Consider the following 25,625-nt stretch of genomic DNA (forward strand, 5'->3'; position numbering starts at 1 on the left):
GTAATCGAACTACTCTTTTTTCTACAAGAGATGTGCCCCCGGAGGGAAGTCAGCGCTTTGCCTCTCATTTAGCTTGTCTAAATGTGACGTGCAGCACTTAAAATGAGAGCTCATCGGCGCTCGAAGGCCCCAATCGATGACGCTCGACAGAACCCCTGGTCATTGAACGGCGGTGGGCGTCTGCAACTCCGGGGGCAACTTGTTAGTATCGCTGGCGTTCCGCCGGCTCCGGCGTCCGATTGCATTACGACCGCGCTATTCGTTTCGCCTCCAATGGGGTGAGTGCCGAGGCTTCGGCGGAATGCTGCTCCCGTGGCTGGCGGTGGATCTCACAGCGAGCAATCAGGAGAAAGCCAGAACTATGCCGCATCAGGCACATTCAACCGAAAAGCAGGATTTCGGCCGCGACCCGGTAGAGGTACGCGACACCAATCACTACCAGAAAGAATACGTGCACCGCTTCGTCGACAAATGGGACGAACTTATCGACTGGGATGCGCGCTACAAAAGCGAGGGTGACTTCTTCGTTCGCCTGCTCAAGGAACGTGGCGCCAAGCGCATTCTCGACGTCGCCGCGGGCACTGGGTTTCACTCGGTTCGCTTGATCGAGGAGGGTTTCGAGGTCTGCAGTGTCGACGGGTCGGCCGAGATGCTGGCCAAGGCATTCGAGAATGGTCGCAGGCGTGATCATATCCTGCGCGCGATCCAGGCCGACTGGCGCTGGCTCAACCAGGACGTGCATGCGACCTACGACGCGGTGATCTGCCTCGGCAATTCGTTCACCCACCTGTTTTCCGAACATGACCGCCGTAAGGCGCTGGCCGAGTTCTACGCCACGCTCAAGCACGACGGCTGCCTGATACTGGACCAGAGAAATTACGATGCCATGCTCGATCACGGCTTTTCATCGACGCACAAGTACTACTACTGTGGCCGCCAGGTCAGTGCCGAGCCCGAGTCGATCGACAACGGGCTGGCGCGCTTCCGATACACCTTTCCGGACGAGTCCGTCTTTCATCTGAACATGTTTCCGCTGCGTCGCGATTACACGCGCAGGCTGATGCGGGAAGTGGGGTTCCAGCAGGTCACGACCTATTCCGATTTCGAGGAAGACTCCGGCGCAACCGGCGAAGATCCGGACTTCTTCGTTCATGTCGCCGAAAAGCGCTATCGCAGCCCGGAAGAAGCGGACAAGGAAACAGACAAGGAGGAATGAATGAATAGCCAGGCTTACTCCCGGGTCGTGCAGACGGCCCGTGATTACTACAACAGCGAGGATGCCGACAATTTCTACTTCCACGTCTGGGGCGGCGAGGACATCCATGTCGGCATCTATCGCTCCGATGACGAGCCGATCGCCGACGCCAGTCGCCGAACCGTCCAGCGTATGGCCGAGGTTCTTGGATCGCTCGATTCGAGCCACCGCGTCCTTGATCTCGGGGCCGGCTACGGCGGTTCCATGCGTTACCTTGCCAGGCGGTTCGGTTGCCAATGTGTGGCGCTGAATCTCAGCGAGGTCGAGAATGTCCGCGATCGCGAGAAGAACCGGGAGCAGGGCCTTGCCGACCGGATCGAGGTGGTCGACGGCGATTTCACCAATCTCGACTATGACGAAGCCAGCTTCGACGTCGTCTGGTCGCAGGACGCGTTCCTGCATTCCGGCGACCGGGCCCGAGTGTGCGCCGAAGCCGCCCGGGTACTCAAGCCCGGTGGACGCCTGATCTTCACCGACCCGATGCAGTCCGACGACGCCGATCCGGCTCGCCTGCAGCCCATCTACGACCGGATTCATCTTGATTCCCTGGGCTCTCCGGGGTTCTATCGCGAGACGTTGACGAATCTCGGTCTCGAGGAGCTTGTCTGGGAGGATCACGGCGAGCAGTTGCCGCGTCACTATGCCCGCGTCAAGCGGGAGCTCGAAGCCAGCGAGAACGAACTCCGCGACCGCGGCGTCAGCGACGGCTACATCGAAAAGATGAAAGCCGGCCTGCAACACTGGGTGGATGGTGGCCAGCAGGGCGACCTGGAGTGGGGGATCTTTGTGTTCCGCAAGCCGGAGTGATTCTTGCCCGGACGCAGTAATTTTCAGATTCGAAGCACCAAGTACCCAACGATTGTGCCCATCGGGCTTGGTTTGATTTGCGCTGATTAGGTACAATGGTCGTTTGCGCCGAGTCGAGCCTTGAGTACCTGTGGGCTGCTAGAGATGCCAGAGCGGTCGAATGGGCTCCTGCTTCGGAATGCGGCCGGCTGCTTTGGAATGTGCCGGGCCCTTTTTTCAGCCCGTCTTCGACGGCCTGAACGCCGCTCCCGGCACATGATGAGGCGATCAGGCTCGCCCTTGAGGTGCTTCGAGGGGCGGAGTCAGTAGTTACAATTTAAGTAGTTTTAGGAGAGGTGCCAGAGCGGTCGAATGGGCTCCTGCTGAGGAATGCGATCGGCACTTCTTTCAGCCCGTTGACACGGTCTGAAAACCGCTCCGATCGCATGATCGGGTGAATGAGGCTCGCCCTTTGAGGAGATTCGAGGGCTAGATTCGGAAGTTACAATACGAGCAGTTTTGGAGAGGTGCCAGAGCGGTCGAATGGGCTCGCCTGGAAAGCGAGTGTACGGTTTTCCCGTACCGAGGGTTCGAATCCCTCCCTCTCCGCCATTAACGAAAAACCCGCCCATGTGGCGGGTTTTTTGTTAATCGGGGAGCGGGGATCCCGGATGAGAACCCCGGTTCGAACCGAGCCGCGCAACAGCGCGGCGAGCTCGCTGGATCGAAGCGACAGCCCGAAGGGCAAGCGGCCGAAAGGCCGCGCAGTAATCCTTCCCTCTCTGCGCTACGGGTCAGGACTTAGGGGTCAGGGGGCAGAGAGACCGCACGCCTGTACCTTCCCCGACCCCCGACCCCTGAATCCTCCTCAACCGGGGTCTGGGTGGGCACGCCTTCGCAGGAATTCACTCAAGCGTTTAGTTTACAATTCCCCCTTCAGGACGGAGAGGTGGCAGAGCGGTTGAATGCACCGGTCTTGAAAACCGGCAAGGGCTAGCGCCCTTCGAGGGTTCGAATCCCTCCCTCTCCGCCATCCTCAAAAATCCCGCTTTAGCGGCATTTTTGAGGATATGGGAGTGGGGAATACGGATGAGAATGCCGGTTCGAACCGAGCGAAGCGAGCTCACGAGCCGGCCGGTAGGCCGGTGTAGTAATCCCTCCCTCTCCGCCACCAGCACAAAAAAGGAGAACGAAAGGGGGCATGGGAACATCACGTCTATCGGCGGCCAGTTTGATGGCCTCGCTGGCGGCAATGCTGTGCAGCAATATCGCCTTGCCGGCGACTGCAACGTTAGTGCATGACTCGACAATGCCGGCTTCGGTCGCGGATTGTGACGGCATCGCGGCGGCACTCGAAGAAGTGCGCATGGCCAGACGACGCGTCGACCTGGCGACTACCGCTCTCTCCGACCTCGAATTCGACACTCCCGTGCTCGTTGCCTGTCACCTTGACATGGGGGACGATGAAGGCAGCGGTGCCGCACGGCTTGCCGACTGGGTGGAGCAGGGCGGTAATCTCCTGGCCACCGGACGGTCGGCAGAGGGGGTGCTTCCGGTTCTGGGGCTGCATTCGGTCAGTCTCGTAACCGGTGAAGCGTTCACCGACGTCCGTTTCGAGCCCGGTCACGCGATCACTCACGGGATCGGCTGGGCGGGACCGATTGCCTCCGGCCCGCCGCTGCCGGCTTCCCAGCTGCCGGCGATCGTGCGCCATTTCTACGATATCGACGAACCAAATGTCGATCGATGGCCCGGCTACGTGCCCAGTGTGGCCGGCGCTGAAGTCGTCGGCTACTGGCGCAACATGAACGATTCCTGGGCGGCGGACGATACGGCGGCCGCGATAACGGTCCATGATTACGGCCAGGGTCAGGCAATCTACAGTGGCGCGTTGCCGGGCATCTACAAGTCCTGGGATTGGCCGAGATCGTGGCGCACGGTGGTGGTCAATGCCGTCGAGTGGCTGGCCCGGCACGAGCCGGTGGTCGAACTGGGTTTCTGGCCGAACGGCCACACGGGCGCACTCAGCTGGACCGGCGATACCGAGAAAGCGGCCATGGTCACGGCGGTACCAGCGTTGCTGGCGGTGTTCGACAAACTCGGTCTGGAGCGATTCGGGACCTTCTACATTGTCGGCCGGCAGGGCGGGGATGCCGGTACCGAGGGTGCCCAGGAGCATCCCGGGGTGGTTCAGGCGATCATTTCGGCCGGATCCGAGGTCGGCGGACATGGCGACATCCACACCAGTTTCCTCAACGACGATGAAGCCACCCAGCGGCAGCGACTGGGCGATATGCTCGACATCATCGATCCCATGCTGGCAACGGGCGACGTGCGAGGATTTCGCGCTCCCTATCTATCGCAGAACCGGCATACGTGGAGCGTGCTTCAGGAGTTGGACATTGGCTATGATGCCGGCGATGCGGATGTCTGGAGCAACGTGACCTTGCCCTATGGGCTCGGTGGCCTGGTGCAGTTGCCCCCGTCGATGCCCATGGACTGGCACCTGTTCGAGAAATACGGCCTGTCGGACGAGCAGGCCGAGATCATCTGGAATGACAAGCTCGATTATGTGCTCGCGCGCCGCGGCATGTTTTCCTGGCTCAACCACCCGTGGGTAGTCGAAGATCACCTGGGCGTGGTCGAGAGCGTCCTTTCCCGGGCCATCGAGCGTGGCGACGTCTGGATGGCGCGTCAGGACGATGTGGCCGGCTGGTGGCGGCAGCGCCGTCAGCTCGAGGTCGAAACCGTTCCCGCCCCGTCCGGCAGGCTGGCTGTGCTTGCAGGCAATCCGGGTTCGCGAGCGGTCGAAGGCGTCTCGATCTGGATCCGGGCGCCGGCCGGCAATTACGGCTCGTGGGCGGCCCGCCTCGACGGCAGGCGTGTCCCGTTGCTGGAGCGCGAACACGGTCAGGCCCGGTTCCTCGTAGCGGTCATCGAGCGTCTCGAAGCCGGCGCAAGCGCCCGGCTGGAGGTGATCTTCGAGGACCGGCTGTTCAGGGACGACTTCGGTTCCTGAGCGGGGGCGCCGAGAAAAGAAGAAGGCCCCCACCAGCCCGACCCCAGCACCCGGTCAACCCGCTGCCGCTGCTCCCTTCCGGGCCTGACGGGGTTCGCGAGAAGACCAGTGTGGGAAGACCGGTGGAGGCCAGCGGTCATTATCCCACTGCTACTCGCTACCTGACAAGCCGATTGTGTTCCCGGACCCGGGCTTCGAGTCTCGCTGAAGATGTGATCGTGTAAACTCGGACGGGTTTCCGGGCGCGAACCGGAACCGGTCTTCGCAAGTAATAAACGACAGCAAAGTGATTTTATTTCAGTGAGTTATCAAGTCATAGCCCGAAAGTGGCGCCCCCGGAATTTCTCCGAGCTGGTCGGCCAGTCGCACGTGGTCAAAGTGCTCGGCAACGGCCTGTCCGAGGGGCGTGTCCATCACGCCTTCCTCTTTACCGGCACGCGCGGTGTGGGCAAGACCACCATCGCACGCATCCTGGCCAAGTCGCTCAACTGCGAGCAGGGCATCACCAGTACGCCCTGCGGTGAGTGCGAGAACTGTGTGGCCATCGACGAAGGCCGCTTCGTCGACCTGCTCGAGATCGACGCCGCCTCGCGCACCAAGGTCGACGACACCCGCGAGATTCTCGACAACGTTCAGTACGCACCGACCCGAGGGCGCTTCAAGGTCTACCTGATCGACGAAGTCCACATGCTCTCGCGGCACAGCTTCAACGCTCTGCTCAAGACGCTCGAGGAGCCGCCGGACCACGTCAAGTTCGTGCTGGCGACGACCGATCCGCAGCAGATTCCCGTCACCATCCTGTCGCGCTGCCTGCAGTTCAATCTGCGCCGGCTCAATACCGAGGAAATCGGCGGTCAGATCCGCAAGGTTCTCGAAGCCGAGGGCATCGGGGCCGAGGACGCCGCCGTCGATTTGCTGGCGCGTGCGGCTGACGGCAGCATGCGTGACGGATTGAGCCTGCTCGACCAGGCGCTGGCGGGCAGCGCCAAGCTCCTGGAGGACGATGTGCGAGACATGCTCGGCAGCGTCGAGCAGCGCCATGTTCACGAAATTCTGGAAGGTCTGGCCGACAACGACGCGGCTTCGGCCATTGCGTCCGTCGGCGAGGTCTTCGCCCAGGCACGTGGCATGGGCCAGCTGCTGGCCGACCTGGCGGAAGCACTGCATCGGATCGCCCTGATCCAGCAGCTGCCCGACTACCGTGACGACAGCCGGGCCGATTGGGACGAGCTGGTCGAGCTGTCCGGCCGGCTCGATCCGGAAGACGTGCAGTTGTGGTATCAGATCGCGATTACCGGCCGGCGTGATCTTTCCCTGGCACCGTCGGAGCGCAGCGGTTGCGAGATGACGATATTGCGCATGTTCGCCTTTCAGCCCGCGGAGCCGGTTGCTGGATCAGGTGAATCTCAGGGGGGTGCCAAAGCTTCGTCCGGCCAGGCCGCCGGAGCGTCTTCTGCCGGTGGTGCCCCGCCTCCCCGGGCTCAGGCGCAGGCCGGGGCTCCTGTCGAACAAGTGACGGAGCCCCAGCCGCCCGTCGAGCGTCCTGCTCGGGTATCGCAACCGGCTACGGCATTGAATTCCGATACCTGGCCGCAGGTGCTCGAGGAACTGCCCTTGACTGATTCTTTCCGGACGGTGGCCGCGATGCTGGTTGTCGATCACTTCGATCGCCCCAAAGTCGAATTTACGGCTGCGCGTGACGACATGGTGCTCATCAGTGAACGATTCCGAAAGGCGCTGGAAGAGGCCATGGCCGAGTGGGCCGGTGAGCAGCTGAGAATCACCATCCAGCCGGTTGACGACACTCAGCTGGCCACGCCCGCCATGCTCGAGGAAAAGCAGATTGCGCGGACACAGGCGGAGGCCGAAGAAGCCATCGACTCCGATCCTTTCGTGCAACGCCTTGTCGAGCAGTTCGACGCGGAAGTCGTGCGTGAGTCCATTCGTCCGATCAATACACGGAGCCACTGACATGAAAGGTAATATCTCGCAGCTGATGCAGCAGGCGCAGAAGGTCCAGGAAGATCTCAAGAAGGCCCAGCAGGAACTGGCCGAGCTGGAAGTGACCGGCGAGTCCGGTGGGGGCCTGGTGAGGGTGGAGATGAATGGCCGGCACGAGGTGCGGCGCGTCAGCATCGACCCGGAGGTCGCTGATGACCGCGAAATGGTCGAGGACCTGGTGGCAGCGGCAGTCAATGACGCCGTCAAGCGTATTCAGGAAACCACGAAGGAGCGCATGTCGGGGTTGACGGGCGGTTTGCCGATGCCCCCGGGCTTCAATCTCTGACTGAGATTCCGGAATGAGCGTCGATCCCTTCGACGAATTGCTTGAGGCCTTGCGCTGTCTGCCCGGCGTCGGCGCGCGCTCGGCCCAGCGGATGGCGCTCCAGCTTCTCGAGCGCGATCGCGAGGGCGGCCGGCGGCTGGCTGAGGCATTGGCGACGGCCATGCGTGATATCCGCCGCTGCCGCCGCTGCCGAAATTTCACGAGCGAAGTCGAGTGCCGCATCTGTGCTAGCCAGCGGCGCACGAGCGAGGTGCTCTGTGTGGTCGAGAGCCCCGGGGACGTGCTGGCCATCGAGGCGGCCACATCTTTTGCGGGGCGCTACTTCGTCCTGCTGGGCCGGCTTTCCCCGCTGGACGGCATCGGCCCGGAGGATCTTGGCCTGGATCTGCTGGGCGAGCGGCTGGACGAGGAAGGGGTGGCCGAGATCATCATCGCTACGAATACCACTGTCGAGGGCGAGGCGACGGCACAGTACCTGCGTGAGATGGCGGAGTCGCGTGGTATCCGGACTTCGCGCCTGGCCCAGGGCGTGCCCCTGGGCGGGGAACTCGAGCATACCGACCGTTCGACCCTGGCGCATGCCTTCAACTCCCGATTGACGCTGAGATAAAAAGCCACCCGCTCGCTACGTTTTCAGTGGCTTCCTAGATAGATTGCCTCCCCGTCGCCTTGGCAACGGGGAGGCTCGATCGCGGCTTTAGTGGTGAGACTCAGCCTTCCGATGCAGGGGCCTCGTCCAGATCGATGCGATCGCGATTCTGGTCGACGGTGCGCAGGCCGATGCCGCGTACGTTGACCAGCTCGTCGATGTGCTCGAATTCGCCGTTCTTTTCGCGGTAGGCGACGATGGCCTCGGACTTGGCCGGGCCCACGCCGTCGAGCGCTTCGGCCAGCTGCTCGGCGCTGGCGGTGTTGACGTCGACCGTCATCTCCTGGGCCATACCCGTCTGAACCACGGCCAGGGACAGGATGAGAGCAATAAGTGCGTTACGAATCATGATGTATCTCCTTCAAGAGTTGTTTGCCTTTCGAAGTTCCGCCGGGCGTCGCCCGACGTTGGGCACATTGTCTCGGGGAGCCGGGGTGGCGCGAATCGGCAAATCGCAACGACCTGGCGTAGTAGAAACGCTCTCTGGGCTATCGGAAAAATACCTTCTCAGGTTTTGAGAAATTGCCGTGGTGGAATGATCCTGCACTCACGAAACAGGAGAAACCGGACATGGGCAAGCGAGTCAATAGTCACGAATTCAGAGATGAAATCGTGGGCAAGACGATCAGCGGCGTCATCGCCAGGCCTGGACGGAAAGGGGAGCCCCCGGTGGTGATGATGATGCGCTTCGACGATGGCAGTGTTGTCGAATTCGTTTCGCCGCGCAGCGATCGCCTGCTGCGCCAGGCCACGCGAGCCTCCGACGCCGGCGCCGAAGTGCAGCCCCAACTGCAACTGGCCGGACTGGCCGCCTGAAAACCTGTTGTGCCAGGGTGAAAGCGGTCACAAAACAGCCGTTTGCGGGGCTTTGCCGTCTTTATCCACAAAAGCTGTGGATAACCTTGTGGGCAAAATACCGCCGGTCGGCTGGTCATCGGCATTCAAGCGTATTGGTCAAATTATGCCCAAGTCTGAAAAACACATATAAATCAACAATATGTTCGTTAAAAGGCTTTTCCGGCGGCGTCACGCGAACGTCAAGATTGTGTCAAGGAACGAATCAACCAGTTGTGCATAACATTCGAAGATACTGCTTCACGAAATGCTCGTAACTCATTGATTCTTCGTTTTGGACGAGCGGTGGCCCGAACGATTCGCTCATTCGATCCCCAGTTCGGCGGGCCAGGCTGCCAGTTGACGCAGAATCGGCTCGTCATCCGGGCGGTCGGACATCAGGATCTTGAGCTGCTCTTCGTATTCCGGCATGCGGATACTGGCCAGGTCCGGATCGCTGACCAGGCGGCGGTGCCGGTATCGCTCCCATTCCTCGTGCTCTCCGGGCGTGAGCGTTTCCGGCCAGATCCGTGCCCGGTAGCGAAAGAGCAGCTGATTCAGGCGCTCGTCCCGAAATGGGGAATCCAGCCGCGCCAGTTCTTTGCCGTTCAGGCCGCCAATGCGCTGGACGACCGGGCGATCGTCCCTGGGCGGAAATCCGCCGTAAAGATCGAGTTCGGGATCGGCTGCCTCGGACAGGCCACCCCGGCCGGCGAAAAGTGAACCCAGTCTTTCGACAAAGTCGGGTCGAGCGCGCAAGACACTGGCGTGGCCTTCAATCCCGCTGAAATCGATGCCCAGCGACTCGGCGCGTGCTTGCTCGAGTACCTTCAAGGGCGCCAGCATCGGGCAGCGATTGTTGCGCACCAGCTTGACGGGCACCCGGGCGACCCCCTCGGGCAGGTCCGCCGCGGGCGTCCAGTGGCGGTCGGCCAGTTCTTCGGGTGCCAGATCGAGGAAGGGTCCGGGGTCGACGTTTAGATTCCAGACCAGCCATTGGCTGGCGATCTGTGGGTGTTGGCCGAGCGGCAGAATGGGCGCGACGCCACAGCCGGGGAGGGCGGGGAATCGCGAAGAGGCGTGCAGAAGCGCTTCGCCCCGGGTGAGCATGTCGGTGACCCGGTTCTTGCTTCTCAGTCCCAGCGCCCAGTCCCACAATTTGGGCTGGTTTTCCTTCAGCAGCCGGGCCATGGCGATGGTGGCGTTCACGTCCGCGAGTGCATCGTGGGCCTGGCTGGTGTCCATGCCGTTGGCGGCCGCCAGGTCTTCCAGGCGGAAACTCGGGCGTCCGTCCTCATAGTCGGGCCAGGCGATGCCTTCCGGGCGTACGGCCCGGGCAAGCCGCATCAGGTCGATCAGGTCGAAGCGGCTGTTGCCGTTGGCCCACTCGCGCTCGTAGGGATCGATGAAGTTGCGCCAGAACAGGTGGCGGGTAACCTCGTCGTCGAAGCGGAAGTTGTTGTAACCCACGCTGCAGGTACCCGGCTGGCGCATCAATTCAAAAATGCGCGCGGCGAATTCGTTTTCCGGCAGCCCGCGCTCGCGGGCGGTCTGCGGCGTGATGCCCGTAATCAGGCAGGCCATGGGCTGGGGCAGCATGTCGTCGGCCGGCCGGCAGTAGAAGACTTCCGGTTCGCCGATCGGGTTCAGCGCCGAATCCGTGCGCCGGGCCGCGAACTGGGCGGGCCGATCCCGACGCGGATCGGCGCCGAAGGTTTCGAAGTCGTGCCAGAGAAAGGTTTCGTTTCGCATGGCGGGCATGATTCCACAGCTGTCGATGGGAGACCACACTCGCTCACGAATTTTTTGCCGGTGGTGTGGTCGGATATCATTCGGTATTCATGATGACCCGTTGCTTCGGGCAGGAGATCGCGCAATGTCTGCTAAGGCCACTTTCGGTGCCGGCTGCTTCTGGGGCGTGGAGATGCGCTTTAGGGAAATGCCGGGCGTGATCGACGCGACCGTCGGTTACATGGGCGGTCACGTCGACAATCCGAGCTACAAACAGGTCTGTTCCGACAGCACCGGGCATGCCGAGGTCTGCGAGGTGGCCTTCGATCCGGACCGGATCGGTTACGAGGATCTGGTGCGCGCCTTTTTCGAGCTCCACGATCCCACCCAGGTCAATCGTCAGGGTCCGGATGTGGGTACGCAGTATCGCTCGGTCGTTTTCGTCCATGACGACGAGCAGCGTCGGGTCGCCGAGCGCGTAAAATCCGAGCTTGATGCCGGTGATCGCTTCAGGGCGCCGATTGCAACCTCGATCGAACCGGCCGCCACCTTCTGGCCGGCCGAGGACTATCACCAGCAGTACCTGTCGAAGCATGGCGGAAGCAGCTGCGCGATCTAATTCCGGTGGCGATCCACCCAGGCTGATCCTGGTCCGGCACGGCCAGGCCAGTCTCGGCAGCGAAGACTACGACCGGCTTTCAGAGCGGGGACATCGCCAGGCCGAGCGCGTGGCCGAGCGGCTGTCGGCAGCGTTGAAGGAAAGGCCGTCAATTTGGTCGGGAACGCTCCTCCGGCATCGGCAGACGCTCGCTCCGCTGGCTCCAGGTGAGGAAGAAACGGCGCGGCTGACCGAGGATCTCAACGAGTTTTCGACTTACGGGCTTGTTCGCGCGGCGGTTCAGCAGGCCGAACGCCTGGGGCTGGCCCTGCCACCGCGTTACCAGTTGCTCGATCCGGTAGCCCATCTCGACGTGCTCCTGGCGTGGTTTCCGCAGGTCATGGCCGCCTGGCAGGACGAGACCCTGAAAGATGCGGAAATCGGCTCCTGGTCGGCCTTCCGGGAGCGGGTGTTGCGCGCTCGCGGCCGGTGGGAAGCGTGCCTGCGTTCGGGGCAGTCGGTGATCGTGGTGACCTCGGCCGGGGTGATTTCCACAATCGTTGCCGCCCTGGGCGGATGTAATCTTGCCTGGCAGCGTGAACTGGCCGTGAGTCTGTACAATGCCTCGATCAGCGAATTGTCGCTGTTCGAGGGCGCCTGGCGGATCGATTCCTGCAACTGCACGCGGCATCTCGATGCCGACGGGCTGCGAACCCTGGCCTGAACAAGAAACTCGAGGAACTTCCAGCATGACTGCATCCAAGGTAGCCATCATCACCGGCTCGAGCCGGGGCATTGGTCGGGCAGCGGCCGAACTGCTGGCCCAAAGAGGCTGGGCCGTGGTCATCTCCAGCCGCAACCAGGACAGCTGCGAAGCGGTCGCGCAATCCATTCGCAATGGCGGCGGTGATGCCCTGGCGGTGGCCTGCCATATCGGTCGCGAAGAGCAGCTTGCCGCCCTGGTCGAGAAGGCGGTCGCGCACTATGGCCGGCTCGATGCAGTGATCATGAATGCGGCCAGCAACCCGGTCTACGGCCCGTCCGACAACGTCGACCTCGAAGCTTTCGACGTGATCATGCACAACAACGTTTACGGATCGATGCGGCTGGCGCATTTGAGCCGGCCGCACCTGGCGAAATCCGGTAGCGGATCGGTCGTGCTGGTCTCGTCGATTGCCGGCCAGTTCGGCAACAAGCTCATCGGCGCCTACGGCCTGTCGAAGGCGGCGGAGAACCAGCTGGTGCGCAACCTGTCGCTGGAGCTCGGGCCCGACGGCATCCGCGTTAATGCGGTGGCGCCCGGCCTGGTTAAGACCGATTTCGCCCAGGCGTTGCTGGAAAACGAGCGCATGGTCAAGTATTTTGAAACGACAACGCCGCTGAGGCGACTGGCCGAACCCGAGGATATCGGGCGGGTGATCGCTTTTCTGGCCGGGGAGGATTCGGGCTGGCTGTCGGGTCAGGTCATCACCGCCGACGGCGGTCTTTCGGTCACCGGCGGCTTTTAGAAGACAAACAATCGGGACGACGCATGAAGGGGCTGACCATTACATTGCTGCTGACGGGCTTGTGCCTGGCCGTGTTCGAGGTCGAGGCGCAGGTCTATACCTATACGGACGAGAACGGCGTCACCGTCTATACCGATCGCAAGCCCGACAGCAATCGCTATCGCGTCCGGAATCTCGGTTGCCACGGCACCTGCCGCAAGGGCGTGGACTGGCAGCAAACGCCGCTGAAGATAACTGCATTCGACGCCGAGATTCGAGCGGCCAGCGAGGTTTACGGGGTCGACGATGCGCTGGTGCGCGCGATCATGCACGCCGAGTCCTGGTTCGAGCCCGAGGCCGTGTCGCATTCGGGCGCGCAGGGCCTGATGCAGCTGATGCCGGCTACCCAGCGGCGATTCGGCGTGGCCAACCCCTTCGATCCGCTCGACAACATTACCGCTGGCGTGGCCTACCTGGCCTGGCTTCAGGAGGAGTTCGGCGGCGATCTCGAGCGCATCATCGCGGCGTACAACGCCGGTGAGAATGCGGTCCGTCGCCACGATGGCATCCCGCCCTTCCCGGAAACCCGCGAGTACGTGCGCCGGGTCAATATCCTTTATCGGCGCTACGGAAGCAGCTGAGGCGTCCGGCCTCAGAGCCTTGGAAAATCCACCTGGAACCTGACGCCGTCGGGGCGATCGAGCGCCCTGACGCGGGCGCCGTGGCGTTGCGCGATCAGGCGCACGATATGCAGGCCCAGCCCCAGGTGCGCACCGTCGCCGCCGCTCCGCGACGAAACCATGGATTGGAACAGGCGTTGTGAGTGCCCTTCGGGCAGTCTCGAGCCAGGGTTGTCCACCTGGAGGGAAATTTCCCGGCCCTGCGGAATGACGCGCAGCGTGATGCGGCTGCCGGCCGGGCTGAACTGAACCGCATTTTCCACCAGCTTGTCGAGCAGCTGGGCCAGCTGCTCGGCCGAGCCGGCAATCCGGGCAGCCGTTCGATTGGGGACGATTGCGGCAAATCCATGGCTCTCGAAGGTCTGCCGGCAGCCGGCCACATAGCGCTCGATCAATTCACCGAGATTCAGCTCGGCCAGGGGTTCTTCAGCCAGGCTTTCCTCGATGCGCGCGGCCTGGCTCATGGCCTGGAACATTCGCTGCAGCCGAAGGCAGCCTTCTTCGGCGCGTTGCCGGTAACGCTCCCGGGATTGGGCATCGTCGACTTCGGCCAGGTTGTCCAGCGACGAGCGAATCATGGCCAGCGGGGTGCGCAGTTCGTGAGAGAGCTTGCTCGCCAGGGTCTGCAGGTAGTCCTGGTGCTGGCGCTGGCGTTCGACCATGTTCGAAAGGCTGTACCCCAGGTCCGCGATCTCGTCGCTGCCGCGCGGTGGCGGCAGGCTGGCGCGAACCCGTCCGTCGTCGCCGATGGCGTTCTCGGCGGCGTCCCGGAGCCGCCGTATGCGGGCCGACAGCGAGGCGGCGAAGCCGACCAGTACGGCGGCGACGAGCAGCATGCCGGCAAGTCCGAACACGAACAGTTGCAGAAGCGAGCGATAGGCGCTGGCCATGAAGTGATCGGCCGGACGTTCGATCACCACGTGGCCGGCGACGGCCCCGTCGCGCAGGATCGGGGCTCCGGCGCTGACCACGAAACCGTTGCCCGAGGGTAGTTGGTACCAATTGGCGGCGGGTTGTGCCGCCAGTTCGCCGCGGTCGAGGCGATCCCGGTCGGCGCCGCGCTGAGGCGACTTGTCGGGCAGGACACCGAGCAGGCGCGCGGCCGAGGTGGCGAGCAGCCAGCCAGCGTCGTCCGCCTCCGTGCTGGCCGGAGGCGCTTCGCTCCGGTCGGCGCGGGCCAGAATCCAGCCGTCAGGGCCGGTTACCCACCCGCGCGTGCGGTCGGGCAGCAAGGCGGCCAGTTGCCGCGCAATCGAGTTGGAGGGCCGGATCAGCGGGCGCGGCGCGTCAGTGACGAAAATCGAGGCTGCTCGTGAATCGCCCTGGCCATTGTCATCAATGTCGACCACCCGCAGCCCCAGCGCGGAAACCGAGAGGGGTTGCTCGAGTGCGAATTCCAGGGTCCAGCCACGGTCCCGGGGCTGCAGGGCGGCCTGACCCCGGGGCCAGCCTTCGCTGCCGCGGACCGAAAGCCATCCCGGGGCCATCGGGGCAATCGTCACGCCGCCACTGCGTTGTGGGGTGACGATCTCGAGCTCGACGCGGTCGCCCCGTTCATCGCCGGGGCCGCTCAGTACCAGGTCGTCGTCGTCCACCTCGATCAGAACATGAAGCCTGCCGCGGCGCTCGGCCGTGACGACGCGGGCCTCATCCGGGCTTTCCGCCTGCCCCGGCACAAGCTGGGCCTCCTCGAGCCAGGGCGTCCAGTCGCTGGTATGGCCGTCGATCACGATTTCCCGGCTGGCCTCGTGGACATAGAAGGTGTCGCTTTCCGGCAGCGAGACCGGCAGGGTCGAAATCTCGAGGGCGACCGAGCGGACGGTGTCGACCAGGGCTTGCTGGTAGCTGTCGCGCAGTGACTCCTCCAGCGAGCGGACCAGCTGCCAGCCGGCCAGGGGCAGGCTGAGCATCAGGGCCGAGATCAGGGCCAGTCGCGTGCCGAGTTTCACGCCGCTCGGGTGTTTTCCGGCTGCCAGCGGTAACCGGCGCCGTGGACGGTTTCCAGTCGGTCGAACTCGGGATCCAACGCCTCGAACTTTCGCCGGATGCGCTTGATGTGCGAGGTCACGGTGGTCTCGTCGACCAGCAGGCTGGCCGCCTCCATCAGGCGGCCGCGGCTCTTGACGTGGCCGGGCCGCTCGAGCAGGCAATGGATCATCCAGAATTCGGTGACCGTCAGCGCTACCGGCTGCGTCCGCCAGCGCACCTGCATGGTGTCGGGCTCGACCTCGACCGAGCCGACCCGCAACGGGGCATCGCGCCGCTCGGGTTCGCGTGCGGCTTCGATGCGTCGGAACAAGGCGAGAATGCGCGCCAGCAGGTGCTGGTTGGAAATGTCCTTGGTGAGATAGTCGTCGGCGCCGAGGCGCAGGCCCGAAACGGCGTCGAGGTCGCTCTCGCGTGCGGTCAGGAAGATGATCGGCAGGCTCGCCGAGCGCTGGCGCAGGTCGCGGCAGAGTTCGAAGCCGCCTTCGGGCTCGTCACCGAGCCCGACATCGATGATCACCAGGTCGGGCAGGGGGCCGGACAGGCCCGACTCGGCCTCGCGGCGGCTGGCATAACCGCGGGTGGCAAAACCGTAGCGCTCCAGCGCTTCGCGATAGTTCTCGCGAAGGCTGTCTTCGTCTTCGACGATGGCGATCAGTCGCTGGCTCATTTCAGGGATCCAAGGCGTTTTCCGGAGCGGCCCACCCTGGACGGGGCGGATGCCACAAGTTTGCCACATCCGGTCAGATATTCGACATCGCCGGGCAAGCTGCCTGCCACCCCGTCGCGGTGAAATGGCGCTCATCGATCACACGAGGAGTCTGTTTCATGTCGCGTTTTCCGGTTCTTTTGATGATGATGTTTCTCGGGCCGGTTATGGCCGCCGAGTCGGGGATGTGGCTGGACCGCCAGGAGGACGGCAGCCGGGAGGAGGCGGTGGCGCTGTCCACCGAGGTGGATATACAGGTTACCGGCATGCTGGCCACGGTCGAACTGCGCCAGCAGTTCTTCAACCAGACCGGCGGTTGGGCCGAGGGTGTCTACCGGTTTCCGCTGCCGGATCGGGCCGCGGTCGAGCAGCTGCAGATACGTCTCGGCCAGCGCCTGATCGAGGGCGAAATCCGGGAGAAAGAGGCCGCGCGCGCCACCTACGAATCCGCCCGCGACCAGGGACAGATTGCCGGTCTGGTCGAGCGTGACCAGGGCAACCTGTTTTCGACCCGCGTCGCCAATATCCCCCCCGGGGAGATGGTCGAGATCCGCGTCGGTTTCACCCAGCCGGTGCACTTCGAGCACGGGCGCTTTCGACTGACCTTTCCGACCACGTCCGCGCCGCAGTTCCGGCCCGCCGGCACGCTAGAGCAGGCCGTGCGCGAGCGCCTGGAAGCCGCCGTCGGCGATGCCCTTCCGCAACGCCCGGTGCAACTCACCGTCGACCTGCGCCCCGGATTGCGCCTGGGCGGCATCACATCGCCCCATCACGCAATCGATATCGATGAACTCGGTAGCGAATGGCTGGTTACCCTGGCCGACGGAGCGGACTGGTCGGGCCGCGATTTCGAGCTGGTCTGGACACCGGAGGATACCGGCGAGGCGGCGACCGCCGCCTTTGCCGAGTCGTTTCGGGGGCACGAGCACATCATGCTCACCCTGGTGCCGCCGCAGAGCTTCGAAGCCGACGATACGCCTCGCGAGGTGATCCTGGTCATCGACACTTCGGGCTCGATGTCGAACGAACCCATCGTTCAGGCGCGCGAGTCCCTGCACTACGCCCTGGCCAGTCTCAAGCCGGGCGATCGCTTCAACGTGATCGAGTTCGATCACCAGGCCCGTTCCCTTTATCCGCAGCCGCGGGCGTTCAGCGATCAACGGCAAGTCGAGGCCGCACAATGGGTCGACGATCTGGCTGCCGGCGGCGGTACCGACATGGGGCCGCCGCTGGCCCTGGCCCTGGCGGCATCGCCGGCCGGCGGCTACCTGCGCCAGGTGGTCTTCATCACCGACGGTATGGTCGGCAACGAACAGGCGTTGCTCGAGGGAACCGGCTTCGAGCTGGGGGAGAGTCGCCTGTTCACCGTCGGTATCGGCCATGGCGTCAACGGCACCTTCCTGCGCCGCCTGGCGAGCGCCGGGCGCGGCAGCTACACGGCCATCGCCGAGACCGGGCGCATCGCCGAGCGCATGAGCCAGCTGGTGCTGCAGCTCGAAAGTCCGGTGATCCATGACATCGAGGTGGACTGGCCGCAATCGGTCGAGGCGTATCCGGAAACCATTCCGGACCTGTACGTAGGCCAGCCGCTGAGCGTCATCGCCCGGGCCGATCGCCTGAGTGGTGACGTGATCGTGCGCGGCACCAGCAATGGCCAGTTCTTCGAGCGTGTGTTGCCCCTGGAAGATTTCCGGCCCGCACCGGGTGTGGCCGGCCAGTGGGGACGCGCGCGGATCGAAGCGCTGGAGAACCGTAGCGTGCCGTCCGGGGAGAAAGAATGGGTTGAGTCGGAGGTGCTGGACACGGCGCTGGACTATTCACTGCTCAGCTCACAGACGAGCCTGGTCGCCGTCGACCGCACGCCCGAGCGCAGTCGCGAGGCGGCCTTGCGGCGATACCGGCTGGACACCAGCCCGGCCCATGGGCGTGCCGGCAGCCTGCAGGCCATGCCGGCCACCGACGCCGGCAGCGTGCCGGCTGCATTGCGCGGCGCCCTGGCCCTGCTGCTGGTCGGACTGCTGCTGTTCCAGCGCCGCATCAATCGCGACGAGGGGGAGTCCTGATGCGGCGCTTTCTGGTCCTTTCGCTAATGCTTGTGGCCTTCTGGCAACTGGGTTCGGCCGGCTGGATTCAGGCCAAGGCCGGGCTTGGCCAGTGGCTACTCGAACGCGCCTGGCAGCGGACGCTTGAAGGCGGGGAAGCGAGCGAGCCCTGGCCCGGCGCGGTCAGCCATCCGATCGCGCGGCTGCGCATGCCGCGACTGTCGGTCGATCACCTGGTGCTCGAGGGCCTGGATACGCCGGTGATGGCCTGGGGGCCCGGCATGGCCGTGGGCCAGGGCGGACAGCATGTGCTTGCGGCTCACCGCGACACGCATTTCTCCTTCCTGCGCGATGTCGAAACCGGAGATCGCTTCGAGCTGATCGATGCCGGGGGACAAAGGCAATGGTGGCGGGTGGAGGCGATTCGGGTGGTGGACTCCCGCAAGACCGGTATCGACCTGGACAGGCCGGGCGCCGTCATGACGCTGATTACCTGTTATCCGTTCGACGCGCCCGTCGCGGGCGGCCCCCAGCGCCTGGTCGTGCAGTTGAGGCCGCTTGCGCCGCAAGCGGAGGAGCGTCGGATATGACCACGCTGTGCATCGATGAACTCTCGCGCTCGCTCAAGCGAAGCTGGGGCTGGCCATCCTCGGCTTCGCATGTGCCCGCCGATGCCGACAGTCCCCTTTTGGAGGTATCCCGGTCACGCTGTGGTGTGGGGGAGAGAACATCACGGCGGGCAGACGTTCCACGATGGCTTGAACCCCAAAGAGGGTTCGATCGGCCGCCCGGAATAGCCAACGTTCATGGCAAGGCCTCGCCATCAATGGGATAATGCGGGCAAGTGTGAACTGGAACGACAGGAGTCCGCCGAGCGTGACTGAAGCCAAAAGCATTCCGATCGCGGTCAAGAGTGGCCAGAAGATTCAAAAGCCGCAGGGCTTTACCGCCATTCGCGACGGTATCAAGGCGCGGGCCGGCACCGAGCCGGCGCCGATCGGCCGCAAGCCCTCGTGGTTGCGCGCCAAGCTGCCGCAGGGCGGCAAGTACGAGGAGGTGCGCCGCAACGTCAACGAGCATCGACTCGCCACCGTGTGCCAGGAGTCCAAGTGCCCTAACATCGGCGAGTGCTGGTCGAACGGCGTGGCCACGATCATGCTGATGGGCGATGTCTGTACCCGGGCCTGTCGCTTCTGCTCGGTCGATACCGGCAATCCGCGCGGCTGGCTGGACCCGGAAGAGCCGGCCAATGCCGCCGAGTCGGTCCGGATCATGGACCTCAAGTACGTGGTGCTGACCTCGGTCGACCGCGACGACCTGGCAGACGGCGGGGCGGGGCACTACGCCGAGTGCGTGCGCGAGATCAAACAGGTCAACCCCCGGACTGCCGTGGAAGCACTGACCCCGGATTTCCAGGGCCGCCTGCATGATGTCGAGGTCGTGGTCGATTCGGGCCTGGAAGTCTTTGCACAGAACGTCGAGACGGTGCGGCGTCTCACCCACCCCGTGCGTGATCCGCGTGCTGGCTACGAGCAGACGCTGAAGGTGCTCGAACACGCCAAGAAGCACAATCCGAAAGTGCTGACCAAGACGAGCCTGATGCTGGGCCTGGGCGAGACCACAGAGGAAGTCATCGAAACCATGGATGACCTGCGGGCCATCGGCGTCGATATCGTCACTTTCGGGCAATACCTGCGTCCGACGGTCAACCACTTGCCGGTCGATCGCTTCGTCACCCCCGAGGAGTTCCGCGAGTTGCGCGATATCGGTCTCGACAAGGGCTTCCTGGAAGTGGTCTCCGGGCCGCTGGTGAGATCCAGCTATCGTGCCGACCGGGTCTTCGAAAAGAACAACTGCGGCATCGATACCGACGTTGCCTGAGGGCTCATGACCGGCAACTTCACCGGTGAGGAGCGAGCGTACTATCTGCAACGCCTGGCCGCACTGCTCGACCAGGCGCGAGTGCAGCGGCGTACGCTAACCTACCTGGAGGCGGCCGATGCATTGGCCATTCCCGGCCCCAAGCGAATTCACAAGACTGCCCGCCTGCTCGAACTGCTGCTCAAGGAGGATGTCGATGCCGGCCGGCCGATCCGTGCCGCGCTGGTCACCAGCCGCGTCCCGCCGGGCCTGCCGGCGGCGGGTTTCTTCGACCGGGCACGCCGGCTGGGGCTTTACACCGGCGACGACCAGGCAGTTTTCCACGCTCGCCTGCTCGAAGAACTCTTCTCGGACAGCGGCCGGTAGGGCAAGATTCCTAGAACGAATACGCCGAGGCCATGCTGGCCGAGACCGAGAATCAGGCGGCGCTTTGGTTGCACAACCGTCCCTTGCAGACGGCATGTGCGTGACTTTGCATTTCACGCAACTTGTGTCACCCTTTTAAGTGCTGGAGCCGGCATCGCTCCAGTGGGTGCAGGTTCTCAATCTTGCGGTCTCGGGGCGTTATGATTTCAAAGAAGCTGCTTCGGCAAATGCCGAAAATCATGACTGCTGGCGCAGAGGCTGGTTGCGGCGGCGTCATCCTGGTCCGCTTCGACCGGGGTACGCTGCTGCGCGATCAACTCGGGTTCACCGGCCTGAGTAAACTCATCGACGGCGTCGTCGCCCAGACCGAAGAACTCGTCGGTGAAATGGTCGGCAACGACTACCGGCTGGTCCGCTTCGACTGGGAATGCCTTTTGCTTGTGCTTCCCGCAGCCTCCGCTGAGCTGGTAGAAGAGACCGCTGAAAACCTTTTCGATACCCTCACCGATCGCGTCTACGATATCGACAACGAAGCGGTCGCGGTGAGTGTCAGCCTTTCATTCGCACACTTCGATCACCGCTTCCGGCAAGTGGATGAGCTGCTGTTGGCTCTCGTTCACCGTGCCGAAGCCATTGGAATGTCCGGCGGCAACCAGTTCGGTGAGGCCCGGCCGGGCATTTCGGCGGACAAGGCCATTTCCTCGGCCGATCACATGCTGGGCCTGTTGATGGAGTCCCTGCGGACCGATTCGCTGAAGGTTGTTTTCCAGCACTTGCTTGCTACAAGCGAGAAGGCGACAGCGGAGAGCTACCAGATGTTTCCGCGACTCGTGGCCGGCGATGGCAGCTTACTCCCGGCCGCGGATTTCGTGCCACTGGCCCGGGAGGCTTCGCTGTTGCCGGTGCTTGATCGCTGGATGATCGTGCATGCCTCACGTTTGTTGCGTGGCCCGCTGCGAGAGAAACGCGTGCGGCTGTTCATCAACCAGTCCGAGGCGCTTCTGGTCGAGACAGACCGTCAGGACTGGCTTGCCCGTCACCTGGAATCCGAGTCCAAGCTGGTGGCCGGACGGCTTGTTCTGGAAATCCCGCTGGAAGACGCCATGGCGCACCTCAGCGGCGCGATAGAGCTGATCAAGATCTGCCGACGCTACGAGATAGGGTTCTGCCTCTCGCACGTGAATGAACAGAGCCGCTGGCAGTTGCTCACCGATAAGCTCAAGGCCGATTACCTGCGGATGTCGTCGGGCTTCGTCAAGCGCCTGACCCTCGATCCCGGGCTGGAGGAGCGTTATCTCGAAATCTCGAAGCCGGCGAGGGAGCAGGGCATTCGCATCATCATGCCGATGATCGAGGATTCAAAGACCGCAGCCAGTATGTGGCGGACCGGTGCCGACTACATGCAGGGCAACATGATTCAGGCGGCAGAGGATACGATTGCGTTGTAGGGAGAGGGAGGGATTACTGCGCCCGCCTGCGGCGGGCTTGCCCTTCGGGCTCGCCGGCCTTTGGCCGGCTCGTGAGCTCGCGCCTTGCGGCGCTCGGTTCGAACCGGGTTTCAAATCCGTAATCCCCGCTCCTCGATTAACAAAAAACCCGCCACTGGGGCGGGTTTTTCGTTAATGGCGGAGAGGGAGGGATTCGAACCCTCGATACGGGTATAAGCCGTATACTCCCTTAGCAGGGGAGCGCCTTCAGCCACTCGGCCACCTCTCCATAAAACTGATTTTCGAGCCCGCCCGGTGTTGGCCGGGGAGCGAGGCCGAGCATTGTACCGCATGCGTTTTTGCGGTGCTTGCCGACTGAGGCGCGAAAGGATAGCGGCAAATACCGATTTGGTAAACCCCGGAATCCCGGAATTTTCGCGATAGAATACGGCGTTGATCTGCTGATAACCAAGGAGCTTTCGTGGAAGGCAACGGCAAGGCGGCACCAAAGCGTTCGGCGCGCAGCATCGATTTCTTTCGGGGGTTTTTGCGCAGTCCCGAGCAGGTCGGATCGATCATTCCGAGTTCGCGCTTTCTCGAGCGCCGCATCATCAATACCTCCGCCGTGGCCTCGGCCGGTACCGTGGTCGAGCTCGGTCCCGGTACGGGCGGCACCACGCGCGCCATTCTGGCCGCGATGCCGGAAAACGCGCGTCTTCTGACGATCGAGCTCGATCCGCAGTTTTCGTCCATCCTCGAGGCGATCGGCGATCCGCGCCTGATTCCGCATACCGGCAGTGCCGTTGATCTGGCCGATATCCTGGCCGAGCACGGGCTTCCGGCGCCGGATGTCGTGATCTCGGGGATTCCGTTTTCGACCATGCCGCGTGAGATCGGGCTGGCGATCATCGCCGCCATCCGCGACAACCTGGCGCCGGGCGGGCGATTCGTCGCCTACCAGTTCCGCGGGGCCGTGGGGCGCCTGGGCAAGGAAGTCATGGGCGAGCCCGATGTCGAGATGGAAGTGCTCAATATCCCGCCCATGCGTTTTTACACCTGGCAGGTGGATGCAGCGGCGTCACAGGCTGAGCACCGCGCTGGCAATTGAAAAGTAGATCAGGATCCCGCCGACGTCGGCTACCGACGTGATCAATGGCGTGCTGGCAGTGGCGGGGTCGAGTTTGAGGCGCTGCAGGAGGAACGGCAGCAGGACACCGATCATCCCGCCCATGATCACCACCGCGAACATGGACAGGCCGACCACGATGGCCAGTTGAAGGCCGATCTCGGACCCGCCTCTCCAGGCGCCGATGGCGGCGACCGCGGCAGCCATGGTCAAACCCAGCATCACCGCGACCGATAGCTCCTTGATCCACATTTTCAGCCAGTCCGTGGCCGCCACGTCGCCGGTGGCCAGCGCGCGGACCATGAGCGTGGCCGACTGACTACCGGCGTTACCGCTGCCGGCGATGATCATGGGCAAGAAAAACACCAGGCCGATGACCGCCTCGATGGACGGCTCGTACAGGGCGATGGCCAGGCCGCTGAACAGGTTGACGACGATCAGGATCATCAGCCATCCGATGCGTTTGCGGTACAAAAAGGCCGGGCTGGCTTCGCGTATCGACACGTTGAGCCGGCTGCTGCCGCCGAACTTGTGGAAGTCCTCGGTGATTTCGGCCTCGGCAACGTCCATGATGTCGTCGACCGTGACAATCCCCAGCAGGACGCCGCTTCGGTCGGTCACCGGCAGGGTGCTGATGTCGTAATGCTGGATGGTTTGAACCGCCTGTTCACGGTCGGCGTCCGCCTCGATCCGGATCACGTCTTCGTCCATCAGCGCCTGGACGTGCGCGTCCTGCTTCGTGAGTATGAAGTCCTTCAGCCGGATGGCGTCGAGCAGCTTGCCCCGCTCGTCGGTGACGAACACGAAATTGACGGTTTCCCCGCGATGGGCTTCGTGGCGGATGTGGTCGAGGGCGCGGGTTACGGTCCACTCGGGCCGAACGGAAACGTAGCGCGTCGTCATCAGCCGGCCCACCGATTCTTCCGGGTAGCCGAGCAGCTTCAATGACTGCTTGAGATCCTGCGGGCCGAGCAGCTTGAGAAAGCCTTCGAGGTCCTGCGGGGCCAGGCTCTCCAGGAAGGCCGTGCGGTCGTCGGGCACCAGCTCGCGCAGGATGCGTCGGGCCTGGTCCGGATCGAGCTCGCTGATGACCTCCTGCTGGAGTCCGTGGTTCAGGTAGGAGAAGGCATCGGCGGCTCGCTCGTCGGGGAGCGCACCGAGGACCTCCAGGCAGTTTTCACGGGCCATCTGGGACATCGCCCTCGCGATGTCCTGAACGGCCAATTGCTCGAGCCGTTGTTCAAGTTCTTCTTTCCGTCCCAGACTCTGGAGGGTCAGCAGTTCGTCGATGACGCCTTTTTCGGTCATTCTCAGTGGCCTCCCGCTGGCTCTGGACGTGGCGGCATCAGATCGTGCCGTCAAGAACGCACGGCGACGGTGCTGTTGCCCGCGCCCTGCACGCGGTATACAATACCCGGCTTGTCCAGATTTGGGCAAACCCTTGCTCCACGGCGGCTGTTCATCGGCTCGGCCGGGGGCTTTGCAGGCCGGGACCGGATCCCGGACTTGGAAATCCACGAGGAGTCGACAATGCGACATTATGAAATCGTTCTCCTGGTTCATCCGGACCAGAGCGAACAGGTGCCCGGTATGCTCGAACGCTACCGAAGCCTGGTCGAGGAAAAGGGTGGCACTGTCCACCGCAGTGAAGACTGGGGTCGCCTGCAGCTGGCCTACACCATCGCCAAGCTGCACAAGGCGCACTACCTGATGATCAATATCGAGTGCGACAACGAAACCCTGTCGGAGCTCGAAAGCATCTTCAAGTTCAACGACGCCATCCTGCGTCATCTCATCGTCCGCAAGGACAAGGCCGAAACCGAGCCGTCGGTGATGCTCAAGCGCAAGGAAAGTAAGGACGAGCGCGAGAGCGCCCGTCGCGAGCGCACGGATGACAGCGACGACAGCACGGCTGGTGACGATTCTTCCGATAGCGATTCATCTGACGATGACTCGTCCGATGACGATGACTCGTCCGACGACAGTTCGGATGGCGAATCGGACGACAACGACGAAAAAGAGAAGGTGGAGGGCTGACCCATGGCGCGATTCATGAGAAGACGCAAGTTTTGCCGATTCACGGTCGAAGGAATCGAGGAAGTCGATTACAAGGACGTGGACCTGCTCAAGGATTTCATCGGCGAAACCGGCAAGATCGTTCCGAGCCGCATCACCGGCACCAAGGCGCGCTACCAGCGTCAGTTGAGCACGGCGATCAAGCGGGCACGCTACCTGGCCCTGCTGCCGTACACCGACAACCACTGATCGCTAGGGTGACGTCATGAAGCTGATTCTGCTTGAAAACATCTACAATCTGGGCGAGCTCGGCGACACGGTGACCGTGAAAGCCGGTTACGGTCGCAACTTCCTGCTGCCGCGCGGCCTGGCTGTGCCGGCAACCAAGGACAACGTCGAGAAGTTCGAAGCCCGCCGCGAGGAACTGCAGCGCCAGGCCGACGAACGCGAGGCCGCCTCCGAAGCCCGCAAGGAAGCCATCGACGCGCTCGAGGAAGTGCGCTTCGAAGTGCCGGTCAGCCCGGAAGGGCGCCTGTACGGATCGATCAATCCGCACGAGATTGCCGGAAAACTCACCGAGATGGGTTACCCGGTAGAGAAGTCCGAGGTCGACATGCCCGAAGGGCCGATCCGTGAGCCCGGGGAGTTCACCATCGGCCTGATCCTGCATGCCGAAGTGCAGACCGAACTGAAGATCACGGTCGTCGCTGCCGAAAGCTGATTTCCAGTGGTCTACTAGCGCCCGG

The 25,625-nt window shown here is 63.3% G+C and carries 25 protein-coding genes, 3 tRNA genes and 1 other RNA gene; 22 read left to right on the top strand and 7 right to left on the bottom strand.

Annotated features, from left to right (window positions below; all coding sequences use genetic code 11):
* Positions 1 to 361 precede the first annotated feature (361 nt).
* The 5 genes from ACDC66_RS03535 to ACDC66_RS03555 all read left to right on the top strand — a co-directional run bounded on the left by ACDC66_RS03535 (position 362) and on the right by ACDC66_RS03555 (position 5,060).
* Entirely contained in the window at positions 362 to 1,216 is an 855-nt protein-coding gene (locus ACDC66_RS03535) for a glycine/sarcosine N-methyltransferase (RefSeq protein WP_376695298.1), read from the top strand.
* Entirely contained in the window at positions 1,217 to 2,062 is an 846-nt protein-coding gene (locus tag ACDC66_RS03540; protein WP_376695299.1) for an SAM-dependent methyltransferase, read from the top strand.
* A gap of 500 nt (positions 2,063 to 2,562) precedes the next feature.
* Positions 2,563 to 2,653, top strand: a tRNA-Ser gene (locus ACDC66_RS03545).
* 331 nt (positions 2,654 to 2,984) lie between these two features.
* A tRNA-Ser gene (locus ACDC66_RS03550) sits at positions 2,985 to 3,074 on the top strand.
* Positions 3,075 to 3,242: 168 nt separating this feature from the next.
* A complete protein-coding gene (locus tag ACDC66_RS03555; protein WP_376695300.1) occupies positions 3,243 to 5,060 on the top strand; it encodes a polysaccharide deacetylase family protein in 1,818 nt (605 codons plus the stop codon).
* A 27-nt stretch (positions 5,061 to 5,087) separates the two neighbouring features.
* Here ACDC66_RS03555 and ffs read toward each other — a convergent pair.
* Positions 5,088 to 5,185: signal recognition particle sRNA small type (gene ffs, locus ACDC66_RS03560), an RNA gene on the bottom strand.
* 175 nt (positions 5,186 to 5,360) lie between these two features.
* Here ffs and dnaX point away from each other — a divergent pair.
* Genes dnaX through recR form a run of 3 tightly spaced genes read left to right on the top strand, consistent with a single transcriptional unit; the run spans position 5,361 to position 7,957 of the window.
* The gene (gene dnaX, locus ACDC66_RS03565; protein WP_376695301.1) at positions 5,361 to 7,031 is read left to right on the top strand and encodes a DNA polymerase III subunit gamma/tau; all 1,671 of its coding nucleotides are present in this window, start codon (positions 5,361 to 5,363) and stop codon (positions 7,029 to 7,031) included.
* Position 7,032: 1 nt separating this feature from the next.
* The gene (locus ACDC66_RS03570) at positions 7,033 to 7,347 is read left to right on the top strand and encodes a YbaB/EbfC family nucleoid-associated protein (RefSeq protein WP_376695302.1); all 315 of its coding nucleotides are present in this window, start codon (positions 7,033 to 7,035) and stop codon (positions 7,345 to 7,347) included.
* Positions 7,348 to 7,360: 13 nt separating this feature from the next.
* The gene (recR, locus tag ACDC66_RS03575) at positions 7,361 to 7,957 is read left to right on the top strand and encodes a recombination mediator RecR (protein ID WP_376695303.1); all 597 of its coding nucleotides are present in this window, start codon (positions 7,361 to 7,363) and stop codon (positions 7,955 to 7,957) included.
* Between the two features lie 100 nt (positions 7,958 to 8,057).
* On the opposite strand, the gene ACDC66_RS03580 is transcribed toward recR, so the two are convergent.
* Positions 8,058 to 8,345 carry a ComEA family DNA-binding protein gene (locus tag ACDC66_RS03580; protein ID WP_376695304.1) on the bottom strand — a complete coding sequence of 96 codons (288 nt, stop codon included), beginning with the start codon at positions 8,343 to 8,345 and terminating at the stop codon, positions 8,058 to 8,060.
* A gap of 221 nt (positions 8,346 to 8,566) precedes the next feature.
* On the opposite strand from ACDC66_RS03580, the gene ACDC66_RS03585 reads away from it, so the two are divergent.
* A complete protein-coding gene (locus tag ACDC66_RS03585; RefSeq protein WP_376695305.1) occupies positions 8,567 to 8,812 on the top strand; it encodes a hypothetical protein in 246 nt (81 codons plus the stop codon).
* A 342-nt stretch (positions 8,813 to 9,154) separates the two neighbouring features.
* Here ACDC66_RS03585 and sbcB read toward each other — a convergent pair whose 3' ends face one another.
* Positions 9,155 to 10,582 (bottom strand): exodeoxyribonuclease I, encoded by a 1,428-nt coding sequence (gene sbcB, locus ACDC66_RS03590; RefSeq protein ID WP_376695306.1) that lies wholly within the window; start codon positions 10,580 to 10,582, stop codon positions 9,155 to 9,157.
* A 124-nt stretch (positions 10,583 to 10,706) separates the two neighbouring features.
* Between sbcB and msrA the strand changes: the two genes are divergently transcribed.
* From msrA to ACDC66_RS03610, 4 genes are read left to right on the top strand one after another with little or no spacing between them, the layout of a single operon-like run.
* The gene (msrA, locus tag ACDC66_RS03595) at positions 10,707 to 11,180 is read left to right on the top strand and encodes a peptide-methionine (S)-S-oxide reductase MsrA (RefSeq protein ID WP_376695307.1); all 474 of its coding nucleotides are present in this window, start codon (positions 10,707 to 10,709) and stop codon (positions 11,178 to 11,180) included.
* The gene (locus ACDC66_RS03600) at positions 11,155 to 11,883 is read left to right on the top strand and encodes a histidine phosphatase family protein (RefSeq protein WP_376695308.1); all 729 of its coding nucleotides are present in this window, start codon (positions 11,155 to 11,157) and stop codon (positions 11,881 to 11,883) included. Before msrA ends, ACDC66_RS03600 begins: the two co-directional genes overlap by 26 nt.
* A gap of 25 nt (positions 11,884 to 11,908) precedes the next feature.
* A complete protein-coding gene (locus ACDC66_RS03605) occupies positions 11,909 to 12,667 on the top strand; it encodes an SDR family NAD(P)-dependent oxidoreductase (RefSeq protein WP_376695309.1) in 759 nt (252 codons plus the stop codon).
* 23 nt (positions 12,668 to 12,690) lie between these two features.
* The gene (locus tag ACDC66_RS03610) at positions 12,691 to 13,287 is read left to right on the top strand and encodes a transglycosylase SLT domain-containing protein (RefSeq protein WP_376695310.1); all 597 of its coding nucleotides are present in this window, start codon (positions 12,691 to 12,693) and stop codon (positions 13,285 to 13,287) included.
* Between the two features lie 11 nt (positions 13,288 to 13,298).
* On the opposite strand, the gene ACDC66_RS03615 is transcribed toward ACDC66_RS03610, so the two are convergent.
* Complete coding sequence (locus ACDC66_RS03615; protein ID WP_376695311.1) at positions 13,299 to 15,275, bottom strand: ATP-binding protein; 1,977 nt, start codon at positions 15,273 to 15,275, stop codon at positions 13,299 to 13,301.
* A complete protein-coding gene (locus ACDC66_RS03620) occupies positions 15,272 to 15,982 on the bottom strand; it encodes a response regulator (RefSeq protein WP_376695312.1) in 711 nt (236 codons plus the stop codon). The genes ACDC66_RS03615 and ACDC66_RS03620 overlap by 4 nt, the downstream gene beginning before the upstream one ends.
* Before the next feature lie 158 nt (positions 15,983 to 16,140).
* On the opposite strand from ACDC66_RS03620, the gene ACDC66_RS03625 reads away from it, so the two are divergent.
* From ACDC66_RS03625 to ACDC66_RS03645, 5 genes are all read left to right on the top strand, one after another.
* Entirely contained in the window at positions 16,141 to 18,084 is a 1,944-nt protein-coding gene (locus tag ACDC66_RS03625; RefSeq protein WP_376695313.1) for a marine proteobacterial sortase target protein, read from the top strand.
* The gene (locus ACDC66_RS03630; protein WP_376695314.1) at positions 18,084 to 18,653 is read left to right on the top strand and encodes a sortase domain-containing protein; all 570 of its coding nucleotides are present in this window, start codon (positions 18,084 to 18,086) and stop codon (positions 18,651 to 18,653) included. The genes ACDC66_RS03625 and ACDC66_RS03630 overlap by 1 nt, the downstream gene beginning before the upstream one ends.
* 286 nt (positions 18,654 to 18,939) lie before the next feature.
* A complete protein-coding gene (gene lipA, locus ACDC66_RS03635) occupies positions 18,940 to 19,944 on the top strand; it encodes a lipoyl synthase (protein ID WP_376695315.1) in 1,005 nt (334 codons plus the stop codon).
* Between the two features lie 6 nt (positions 19,945 to 19,950).
* Positions 19,951 to 20,310: a hypothetical protein gene (locus ACDC66_RS03640; protein WP_376695317.1), complete on the top strand. Its 360-nt coding sequence runs from the start codon at positions 19,951 to 19,953 to the stop codon at positions 20,308 to 20,310.
* Positions 20,311 to 20,549: 239 nt separating this feature from the next.
* Positions 20,550 to 21,758: an EAL domain-containing protein gene (locus ACDC66_RS03645; RefSeq protein ID WP_376695318.1), complete on the top strand. Its 1,209-nt coding sequence runs from the start codon at positions 20,550 to 20,552 to the stop codon at positions 21,756 to 21,758.
* A 175-nt stretch (positions 21,759 to 21,933) separates the two neighbouring features.
* Here ACDC66_RS03645 and ACDC66_RS03650 read toward each other — a convergent pair.
* Positions 21,934 to 22,026 (bottom strand) — tRNA-Ser (locus tag ACDC66_RS03650).
* 192 nt (positions 22,027 to 22,218) lie between these two features.
* Here ACDC66_RS03650 and ACDC66_RS03655 point away from each other — a divergent pair.
* On the top strand, positions 22,219 to 22,845 hold the full coding sequence (locus tag ACDC66_RS03655; protein WP_376695319.1) for a class I SAM-dependent methyltransferase: 627 nt from the start codon (positions 22,219 to 22,221) through the stop codon (positions 22,843 to 22,845).
* Here the strand turns inward: ACDC66_RS03655 and mgtE are convergent.
* Positions 22,816 to 24,171 carry a magnesium transporter gene (mgtE, locus tag ACDC66_RS03660; RefSeq protein ID WP_376695320.1) on the bottom strand — a complete coding sequence of 452 codons (1,356 nt, stop codon included), beginning with the start codon at positions 24,169 to 24,171 and terminating at the stop codon, positions 22,816 to 22,818. The two genes, ACDC66_RS03655 and mgtE, sit on opposite strands and share 30 nt — an antisense overlap.
* Before the next feature lie 222 nt (positions 24,172 to 24,393).
* Here mgtE and rpsF point away from each other — a divergent pair, with 222 nt between their 5' ends.
* The 3 genes from rpsF to rplI are packed head-to-tail and all read left to right on the top strand — an operon-like array spanning position 24,394 to position 25,600.
* The gene (rpsF, locus tag ACDC66_RS03665) at positions 24,394 to 24,900 is read left to right on the top strand and encodes a 30S ribosomal protein S6 (RefSeq protein WP_376695321.1); all 507 of its coding nucleotides are present in this window, start codon (positions 24,394 to 24,396) and stop codon (positions 24,898 to 24,900) included.
* 3 nt (positions 24,901 to 24,903) lie between these two features.
* Entirely contained in the window at positions 24,904 to 25,128 is a 225-nt protein-coding gene (gene rpsR / locus ACDC66_RS03670; RefSeq protein ID WP_376695322.1) for a 30S ribosomal protein S18, read from the top strand.
* Between the two features lie 16 nt (positions 25,129 to 25,144).
* A complete protein-coding gene (rplI, locus tag ACDC66_RS03675) occupies positions 25,145 to 25,600 on the top strand; it encodes a 50S ribosomal protein L9 (RefSeq protein WP_376695323.1) in 456 nt (151 codons plus the stop codon).
* The last annotated feature ends 25 nt before the right edge of the window (positions 25,601 to 25,625 follow it).

Source organism: Wenzhouxiangella psychrophila (genome assembly GCF_042310375.1).
Taxonomy (GTDB): domain Bacteria; phylum Pseudomonadota; class Gammaproteobacteria; order Xanthomonadales; family Wenzhouxiangellaceae; genus Wenzhouxiangella.

Bases quoted from the DNA above. Each gene is read 5' to 3' on its own strand.
- ACDC66_RS03605 (WP_376695309.1), top strand. From the start codon at position 11,909: ATGACTGCATCCAAGGTAGCCATCATCACCGGCTCGAGCCGGGGCATT.
- ACDC66_RS03640 (WP_376695317.1), top strand. From the start codon at position 19,951: ATGACCGGCAACTTCACCGGTGAGGAGCGAGCGTACTATCTGCAACGC.
- ACDC66_RS03630 (WP_376695314.1), top strand. From the start codon at position 18,084: ATGCGGCGCTTTCTGGTCCTTTCGCTAATGCTTGTGGCCTTCTGGCAA.
- ACDC66_RS03570 (WP_376695302.1), top strand. From the start codon at position 7,033: ATGAAAGGTAATATCTCGCAGCTGATGCAGCAGGCGCAGAAGGTCCAG.
- recR (WP_376695303.1), top strand. From the start codon at position 7,361: ATGAGCGTCGATCCCTTCGACGAATTGCTTGAGGCCTTGCGCTGTCTG.
- ACDC66_RS03620 (WP_376695312.1), bottom strand. From the start codon at position 15,982: ATGAGCCAGCGACTGATCGCCATCGTCGAAGACGAAGACAGCCTTCGC.
- rplI (WP_376695323.1), top strand. From the start codon at position 25,145: ATGAAGCTGATTCTGCTTGAAAACATCTACAATCTGGGCGAGCTCGGC.
- rpsF (WP_376695321.1), top strand. From the start codon at position 24,394: ATGCGACATTATGAAATCGTTCTCCTGGTTCATCCGGACCAGAGCGAA.
- ACDC66_RS03580 (WP_376695304.1), bottom strand. From the start codon at position 8,345: ATGATTCGTAACGCACTTATTGCTCTCATCCTGTCCCTGGCCGTGGTT.
- rpsR (WP_376695322.1), top strand. From the start codon at position 24,904: ATGGCGCGATTCATGAGAAGACGCAAGTTTTGCCGATTCACGGTCGAA.
- ACDC66_RS03625 (WP_376695313.1), top strand. From the start codon at position 16,141: ATGTCGCGTTTTCCGGTTCTTTTGATGATGATGTTTCTCGGGCCGGTT.
- mgtE (WP_376695320.1), bottom strand. From the start codon at position 24,171: ATGACCGAAAAAGGCGTCATCGACGAACTGCTGACCCTCCAGAGTCTG.
- ACDC66_RS03585 (WP_376695305.1), top strand. From the start codon at position 8,567: ATGGGCAAGCGAGTCAATAGTCACGAATTCAGAGATGAAATCGTGGGC.
- ACDC66_RS03540 (WP_376695299.1), top strand. From the start codon at position 1,217: ATGAATAGCCAGGCTTACTCCCGGGTCGTGCAGACGGCCCGTGATTAC.
- ACDC66_RS03555 (WP_376695300.1), top strand. From the start codon at position 3,243: ATGGGAACATCACGTCTATCGGCGGCCAGTTTGATGGCCTCGCTGGCG.
- ACDC66_RS03600 (WP_376695308.1), top strand. From the start codon at position 11,155: ATGGCGGAAGCAGCTGCGCGATCTAATTCCGGTGGCGATCCACCCAGG.
- sbcB (WP_376695306.1), bottom strand. From the start codon at position 10,582: ATGCGAAACGAAACCTTTCTCTGGCACGACTTCGAAACCTTCGGCGCC.
- ACDC66_RS03610 (WP_376695310.1), top strand. From the start codon at position 12,691: ATGAAGGGGCTGACCATTACATTGCTGCTGACGGGCTTGTGCCTGGCC.
- ACDC66_RS03535 (WP_376695298.1), top strand. From the start codon at position 362: ATGCCGCATCAGGCACATTCAACCGAAAAGCAGGATTTCGGCCGCGAC.
- ACDC66_RS03645 (WP_376695318.1), top strand. From the start codon at position 20,550: ATGACTGCTGGCGCAGAGGCTGGTTGCGGCGGCGTCATCCTGGTCCGC.
- msrA (WP_376695307.1), top strand. From the start codon at position 10,707: ATGTCTGCTAAGGCCACTTTCGGTGCCGGCTGCTTCTGGGGCGTGGAG.